The following is a 7,582-nucleotide window of genomic DNA, read 5'->3' on the forward strand; positions in this document are numbered from 1 at the left end:
CCCTTTCTTATTGTTTTATCCCGGCTTACTTAAGTAAGCCGAATGAGTAGCAAGGTCTTGTGAAGATCAAATGTGGGAGCGGGTTGTCAGTTAGAAGAAACCCAGCGGATTGATGTCGTAGCTCACCAGCAGGTTTTTGGTCTGCTGATAGTGATCAAGCATCATCTTGTGAGTCTCACGGCCCACACCGGACTTCTTGTAACCACCGAACGCGGCATGCGCCGGGTACAGGTGATAGCAGTTGGTCCATACACGCCCGGCCTTGATCGCCCGGCCCATGCGGTACGCGCGGTTGATGTCGCGGGTCCACAGGCCGGCACCCAGGCCGAACTCGGTGTCGTTGGCAATCGCCAGGGCTTCGGCTTCATCCTTGAAGGTAGTGATGCTCACCACCGGGCCAAAGATTTCTTCCTGGAACACCCGCATCTTGTTGGTGCCCTTGAGCAGGGTCGGCTGGATGTAATAGCCGGTGGCCAGATCGCCGGTCAGCTTCTCGACCTTGCCGCCGGTGAGCAGCTCGGCGCCTTCGCCCTTGGCGATTTCGAGGTAGGACAAAATCTTGTCGAATTGCTGCTCGGACGCCTGGGCGCCGACCATGGTGTCGGTGTCCAGCGGGTCGCCACGTTTGATCGACTCGACCTTTTTCATCACCACTTTCATGAAGTCGTCGTAGATCGACTCTTCCACCAGCGCGCGGGAAGGGCAGGTGCACACTTCGCCCTGGTTGAAGAACGCCAGCACCAAACCTTCGGCGGCCTTCTCGATGAATTGCGGTTCGGCTTTCATGATGTCGGCGAAGAAGATGTTCGGCGACTTGCCGCCCAGCTCAACGGTGGACGGAATGATGTTCTCGGCGGCCGCGTGCATGATGTGCGAGCCCACTGGCGTGGAGCCGGTGAAGGCAATCTTGGCGATGCGCTTGCTGGTGGCCAGGGCTTCGCCGGCTTCTTTGCCGTAGCCGTGCACCACGTTCAGCACGCCCGGCGGCAGCAGGTCGCCGATCAGTTCCATCAGCACGTTGATGCCCAGCGGGGTTTGCTCGGCAGGCTTGAGCACCACGCAGTTACCGGCGGCCAGGGCTGGCGCGAGTTTCCAGGCGGCCATCAGCAGCGGGAAGTTCCACGGGATGATCTGGCCGACCACGCCCAGCGGTTCGTGGAAGTGGTAAGCGGCGGTGTGTTCGTTGATCTCGGCGCTGCTGCCTTCCTGGGCGCGGATGCAGCCGGCGAAGTAGCGGAAGTGGTCCGCGGCCAGCGGGATGTCGGCGTTCAGGGTTTCGCGCACGGCCTTGCCGTTGTCCCAGGTTTCGGTGATGGCCAGCAGTTCGAGGTTCTGTTCGATGCGGTCGGCGATTTTCAGCAGAACCAGCGAGCGGTCCTGGGCCGAGGTCTTGCCCCAGGCGTCAGCGGCGGCGTGGGCGGCGTCCAGGGCCTTGTCGATATCCTTGGCAGTGGAGCGCGGGAATTCGGCGATGGGCTTGCCGTTGACCGGCGAGGTGTTGGTGAAATAGTTGCCATCGACCGGCGCGACAAACTCACCGCCGATGTAGTTGCCGTACTTGGCCTTGAACGAAACGATCGCGCCTTCAGTACCGGGGTGTGCGTAACGCATGGTGGGTATCTCCTGGCTTTTTGTGTTTATTGGAGGACGCACGGTTGTGCTTGTTAAAGCGTAGAGCAAAGGTCGGGCCAGTGCCTCGTAGAGCCTGTAAATCAAGGGTTTAGAGGTTGTTGCAAACCGTTGCTGTGGCAAGCTTGGTACAGCCTGGGTGACAGTTTGTGCCATAAGCGGTACAGCCTGTGACCGGTGGGTCTGCCCGGGATTGCATTGGTCGGGAGGCTGGAGGATGCTGGGCACTCGCGCGCGGTGTACTTCACGCAGGGAGAATAATAAGAACATGCAAAACGATCATTTCAGTCGCCATGCCCAACAAGTCCTGACGGTCACCCGTGGGCAGGACCCGCTGCATGGCCCCGGCAGCGATCCGTCCATCGCCCGCTCCTGGCTGCGTTGTCTTGAGGACTATCACCTCGACCCCGCATTGACCATCGCGCCCACGGTGCTCGAACATGGCCGCCTGCTGGAAAGCCGCGAACGCCTGCAACAAGTGCTGAGCATCGCCGGCAATGAAATGAACAGCCTGCATCAACAGCTCTCCGGCGCCGGCCATGCGGTGCTGCTGACCGACGCCCGTGGGGTGATCCTCAACTGCGTCACCGCCCCCAGCGAGCGCAAGATCTTCGAGGGTGCCGGGCTGTGGCTGGGTGCCGATTGGAGCGAGGCCTGCGAAGGCACCAACGGCATCGGCACCTGCCTGGTGGAGCGCCAGTCCCTGACGATTCATCGCGATGAACACTTTCGTGGCCGACATACCGGCCTGACCTGCTCGGCCAGCCCGGTGTTCGACCCTCATGGCGAACTGCTGGCGGTGCTGGATGTGTCTTCGGCCCGGGAGGCGGTGTCGCGCCAGAGCCAGTTCCACACCATGGCGCTGGTCAATCTTTCGGCGAAGATGATCGAGAGCTGTTACTTCCTGCGCCATTTTGAGCACCACTGGTTGCTGCGCTTTCATTTGCAGGCAGAGTCTGTGGGCCTGTTCAGCGAAGGGCTGCTGGCGTTCGATGGTGAAGGGCGCATTTGTGCGGTTAACCAGAGTGCGTTGAACCTGCTCGGGCAAATCCGTGGCGGGTTGTTGGGGCAGCCGGTCGAGGCGTTTTTCGATTGTTCGCTCGATGAGTTGCTCGGGCGTGCCAGCGCGAACGCCAGCGCCAGTTGGCCCCTGCGTACCCGCGATGGCCGTGGCTTGTTCGCGGTGTTGCGCGGCCAGCCACGCAGCGTACCGGTGCCGGTGGCCCACGCCTTGCCGGAGCGGCCGCGATTGCCGGGCATTTGCCTTGGAGACGCGGCGCTGCAAAACGATTTCCGCAGAGCCTTGCGGGTGTTCGAGCGTGATGTGCCTTTGCTGATCCAAGGGGAAACCGGGTCTGGCAAAGAGGCGTTTGCCAAGGCCGTGCACCATGCAAGCCTGCGCGCAGATAAAGCCTTTGTGGCCCTCAACTGCGCAGCCATCCCGGAAAGCCTCATCGAAAGCGAGCTGTTCGGTTATCGCGGCGGCAGTTTTACCGGCGCCCGCAAGGAAGGCATGCGCGGCAAGCTGCAGCAGGCAGATGGTGGCACCTTGTTTCTGGATGAAATCGGCGATATGCCGCTGGCTTTGCAAACCCGGCTATTAAGGGTGCTTGAAGACCGCTTGGTGGTGCCCATCGGCGGTGAACCGCAAGCGGTTGACGTCAGAATTATCAGCGCTACCCACCGTAATCTGCTTGATCGGGTGCAGGACGGTAGTTTTCGTGAAGACCTGTATTACCGGCTCAATGGCCTGGAAGTGGCCTTGCCGCCGTTGCGCGAGCGCAGTGACAAATTGCAGCTGCTGGACTTCCTGCTGGCCGAAGAAGCGGGAGATCAGGCGGTGCAGCTTGACGGCGAGGCCCGCCAGGCCCTGTTGGCGTTCGCGTGGCCGGGCAACGTGCGGCAGTTGCGCACGGTGTTGCGCACCCTCGCCGCACTGTGTGAGGACGGGCGGGTGAGGCTTGATGACCTGCCTGCACAGATTCGTGCCGTGCAAACCGTGCCGGTGGCGGTGAGTGAACCGGCAAACTCATTGCTGGATGCTGCCGAGCGCCAGGCATTGCTGGCAACATTGGTGCAGCAACGCTGGCATATGACGCACGTGGCGACCGTGCTTGGAGTCAGTAGAAATACGCTTTATAGAAAGTTACGTAAGTATGGTATAGCGCGTCAGGTTTAATGATGACGTTAACTGTTCTGACTGTGAGTGATCAATCTGTGTTGTGAGCGACTGTGCGTTAAATAATTGGCGTCGCACCGTATTAATGTTTTGTCATGTATTTTTGTGCGTAGGTGACTGTCTTCTGGAACGTTCATTATCTGTTTAGTTACTAAGTTGGCGGTTATCGATTTTCTCGATAACTCGCTGATAGCGCTTATGCGTAAATAGTAACAACAAGTGAGATAATAACCATGAACATTACTAGATCTCGGCCCACCACGGTCAATATACCTCCAGTGAATACACCACCGGTCACGCGCAATGGCGGTGTAACGCCTCCGGTAGTACGTCCCGGCGGCCAGGGCAACACCCCTCCAAAAGCTCCCCAACCTAAACCCCGGTTAGGGAAAAATCCGGCCACAGAAACCCCCACACCCCAACCCAAGCCCGAGAAAACCAATACCTTTCAAACGCTGACACAACAAAAATTGATGAACCAAGGGTCTGCCAACCGGCCGTTCAAGCCTCAGGCCAGCGCAGATCCTAAAGATATGGCACAGGTGACTCAAAACCTGATGGTTGCTGATCGCCTGGTCAAGGCTAAGGTGTTCGACACCTCGCCCCAGGCTGCGACGGTAGCCCGCGACGCCTTTGTCAGTGCGGGTGTAAGCGGATTGGTCAGTGCTCCCCTGAGTATTGGTACCTACGCAGGCTCGGTTTGGTCTGGCGAGACAATCAAGGCGCAGTTTACAAACAATACGCCACTGCTCCCTCCGGCTCACCAGCCGGCTCCAAGCACGCAGGTGCCTGCCGCGAAAACCGACGGGACAACATCGGTCGTCGCCACGCAGGACACCGACACGGGTGCCACGACCGCGCGCTTGGGCCTGGCCGAGTTGCGCATGGAAGTCATTGCCAACAATATTATGGCAATGCGTCAAGGAACGAATGCTCCGGCACTTAAAATGAGCGACTCCTCGTCGCGTACGCCAAGCGAGCGCCTGGAAACGCTTGAGGCCTTGTATAAAACTGCGGAGGAACAGCTTAAAAAACTGGCGGACGAAAACGACATGGTATTCCGGCCTTACATTGCCACTCCCGCAGACGGCACCGATGACAAAGGCCGTCTGGATGTTATTGATAAAAAATTCGACGCATTAAACAAGTTCATAGGGAAGTTGTTGCACATGGGAACGCTGTCATTACCGGCAGAGTCTGCCGAAACAAAAGTCGTGTGACATAACCCCGCGTAAACTTTCGAGTCATGGATGATGCTCAGTCAAACTGGCGATGGGTCCGATGCCATGCATGCATCCTGTGGCACCGGACTTATCGAATATTCCCCTACGCTCTGACAAACAATGGCGGCTACCCCCCAAGGCCTGCGTGCTACAGCTAAAGAGTGCGATTTTCCCTTCCCTGCGCTAACCTGCCTCGATGTTTTACGAGGTCGACTATGCACATTCATATTCTCGGTATTTGCGGCACGTTCATGGGCTCCATGGCGGTGCTCGCCAAAGAACTGGGCCATCATGTTACTGGCTCCGATGCCAACGTTTACCCACCCATGAGCACGCAACTGCAGGCCCAGGGCATTGAGCTGACCCAAGGTTATGACCCGGCGCAATTCGACCCGGTCCCGGACCTTGTCGTGATCGGCAATGCCATGGTGCGCGGTAACCCGGCAGTCGAATATGTACTGAATAAAGGTTTGCCGTACGTGTCTGGCCCGCAATGGCTGGCCGATCATGTGTTGCAAGGCCGTTGGGTACTCGCCGTTGCCGGTACCCATGGCAAGACCACTACCAGCAGCATGCTGGCCTGGGTGCTGGAGCATGCGGGCATGAGCCCGGGCTTCCTGATTGGTGGCGTGCCGCAGAATTTCTCGGTGTCGGCGCGCCTCGGCGACACCCCGTTTTTTGTCATCGAGGCCGATGAGTACGACAGCGCGTTCTTCGACAAACGCTCCAAGTTCGTTCACTACCGCCCGCGTACGGCGATCCTGAACAACCTGGAGTTCGATCACGCGGACATCTTCCCTGATCTGGCGGCCATCGAGCGGCAGTTCCACCACTTGGTGCGCACCATTCCCAGCGAAGGCCTGGTGATTCACCCCACCACCGAGCCTGCCCTGCAGCGAGTTATCGAGATGGGCTGCTGGACCCCGGTACAAACCACCGGTGCTGGCGGCCAATGGCAGGTCAAGCTGCTGAGCGAAGATGGCTCCAAATTTGAAGTACTGTTCGAAGGCGTCGCCCAAGGCATCGTCGATTGGGACATGACCGGCCAGCACAACGTCGCCAATGCCTTGGTCACCCTGGCGGCTGCGCGGCATGTCGGCGTGGTGCCGTCCATGGGCATTGCGGCCTTGAGCGCGTTCAAAAGCGTCAAGCGCCGGATGGAAAAGGTCGCCGAAGTGAATGGGATTACCATCTATGACGACTTTGCCCACCACCCGACGGCCATCGCCACTACCCTGGATGGCTTGCGCAAGCGTGTGGGTGATGCCCAGGTGATCGCGATTATCGAGCCGCGCTCCAACTCCATGAAGCTGGGCGCCCACCGTGATGGTTTGCCGGAAAGCGTCAACGATGCCGACCAGGTTGTGTGGTACGCGCCGGCCAACCTCGGTTGGGACCTGCCTGCCATCGCCGCGTTGTGCACGGTGCCGTCGATTTGCCGCGACTCACTGGAAGGCATCATCGAACACGTGAAACACCAGGCCAGGCCCGGCACTCACGTGGTGATCATGAGCAACGGCGGCTTTGGCGGCCTGCATGGCAAACTCGCCGAGGCCCTGAAGTGAGCGGCCCGGAACGCGTCACCCTGGCGATGACCGGCGCGTCCGGCGCGCCCTATGGCTTGCGCCTGCTGGACTGCCTGGTGCGCGAAGACCGCGAGGTGCACTTCCTGATCTCCAAGGCCGCGCAACTGGTGCTGGCCACCGAGACCGATGTGGCGTTGCCGCCCAAAGTGCAGATGATGCAGGCCTTCCTCACCGAGTACACCGGTGCGGCGGCGGGGCAGATCAAGGTCTATGGCAAGGAAGACTGGATGTCACCGGTGGCGTCGGGCTCTGGTGCACCGGCCGCGATGGTGGTGGTGCCGTGTTCCACCGGGACCCTGTCGGCGATTGCCACGGGCGCCTGCAACAATCTGATCGAGCGCGCGGCGGACGTGACCTTGAAGGAGCGTCGCCAGTTGATTCTGGTGCCGCGCGAAGCGCCGTATTCGAGCATCCATCTGGAGCACATGCTCAAGCTGTCGAACATGGGCGTGACTATCTTGCCGGCGTCGCCGGGCTTCTATCACCAGCCGCAGACCATCGATGACCTGGTGGACTTTGTGGTGGCGCGGATTCTCAACCTGCTGAACATTCCCCAGGACATGCTGCCGCGCTGGGGCGAGCACCATTTGAGCAGTGATGAATAAACTATTGATGGTGCTGCTGGCGCTGCAACTGACCGGGTGTGCGACTGCGCGAACCCTGGACGCCGCCCAGCCCGGCGCGCCGGTGGTGTATGCCGGCACGCGGCTGGACATGTATGCGATTCAGGGCGGGTGCTGCGCGATGGACCGTTTTGGGGCCGAGGCGCCGAGCTATCCCCATGTCGACCTGCCGGCCAGTGCCTTGCTCGACACGCTGCTGTTGCCGCTGTCGGTGCTGACGGTGCTGGGGGTTGGGTTTAACGCGACGGGCGGGCTTTAGTACTTATCCCAGTATTAACAGAAATCCAATGTGGGAGCGGGCTTGCTCGCGAATGCGGTGGATCAGTCACTGTATCATTGACT

6 protein-coding genes are annotated in these 7,582 nt (G+C 59.7%); 5 read left to right on the plus strand and 1 reads right to left on the minus strand.

The window, feature by feature from the left end; all coding sequences use genetic code 11:
• Positions 1-90: 90 nt before the first annotated feature.
• On the minus strand, positions 91-1,611 hold the full coding sequence (gene exaC / locus ACW9I6_RS15445) for an acetaldehyde dehydrogenase ExaC (RefSeq protein WP_003219398.1): 1,521 nt from the start codon (positions 1,609-1,611) through the stop codon (positions 91-93).
• Between the two features lie 286 nt (positions 1,612-1,897).
• Between exaC and ACW9I6_RS15450 the strand changes: the two genes are divergently transcribed.
• From ACW9I6_RS15450 to ACW9I6_RS15470, 5 genes are all read left to right on the plus strand, one after another.
• Positions 1,898-3,808, plus strand: a complete 1,911-nt coding sequence (locus tag ACW9I6_RS15450; RefSeq protein ID WP_177008860.1) for a sigma-54-dependent Fis family transcriptional regulator — start codon at positions 1,898-1,900, stop codon at positions 3,806-3,808.
• 233 nt (positions 3,809-4,041) lie between these two features.
• Positions 4,042-5,028 carry a hypothetical protein gene (locus ACW9I6_RS15455; protein WP_256349582.1) on the plus strand — a complete coding sequence of 329 codons (987 nt, stop codon included), beginning with the start codon at positions 4,042-4,044 and terminating at the stop codon, positions 5,026-5,028.
• Positions 5,029-5,246: 218 nt separating this feature from the next.
• Positions 5,247-6,596 carry a UDP-N-acetylmuramate:L-alanyl-gamma-D-glutamyl-meso-diaminopimelate ligase gene (gene mpl / locus ACW9I6_RS15460; RefSeq protein WP_003219401.1) on the plus strand — a complete coding sequence of 450 codons (1,350 nt, stop codon included), beginning with the start codon at positions 5,247-5,249 and terminating at the stop codon, positions 6,594-6,596.
• A complete protein-coding gene (ubiX, locus tag ACW9I6_RS15465) occupies positions 6,593-7,222 on the plus strand; it encodes a flavin prenyltransferase UbiX (RefSeq protein WP_003219402.1) in 630 nt (209 codons plus the stop codon). The genes mpl and ubiX overlap by 4 nt, the downstream gene beginning before the upstream one ends.
• Positions 7,215-7,499, plus strand: a complete 285-nt coding sequence (locus tag ACW9I6_RS15470; RefSeq protein WP_023659172.1) for a YceK/YidQ family lipoprotein — start codon at positions 7,215-7,217, stop codon at positions 7,497-7,499. The genes ubiX and ACW9I6_RS15470 overlap by 8 nt, the downstream gene beginning before the upstream one ends.
• Positions 7,500-7,582: the final 83 nt, after the last annotated feature.

The sequence above is a fragment of the Pseudomonas sp. SDO5522_S412 genome (genome assembly GCF_054071215.1).

Bases quoted from the DNA above. Each gene is read 5' to 3' on its own strand.
- exaC (WP_003219398.1), bottom strand. From the start codon at position 1,611: ATGCGTTACGCACACCCCGGTACTGAAGGCGCGATCGTTTCGTTCAAG.
- ACW9I6_RS15450 (WP_177008860.1), top strand. From the start codon at position 1,898: ATGCAAAACGATCATTTCAGTCGCCATGCCCAACAAGTCCTGACGGTC.
- ACW9I6_RS15455 (WP_256349582.1), top strand. From the start codon at position 4,042: ATGAACATTACTAGATCTCGGCCCACCACGGTCAATATACCTCCAGTG.
- mpl (WP_003219401.1), top strand. From the start codon at position 5,247: ATGCACATTCATATTCTCGGTATTTGCGGCACGTTCATGGGCTCCATG.
- ACW9I6_RS15470 (WP_023659172.1), top strand. From the start codon at position 7,215: ATGAATAAACTATTGATGGTGCTGCTGGCGCTGCAACTGACCGGGTGT.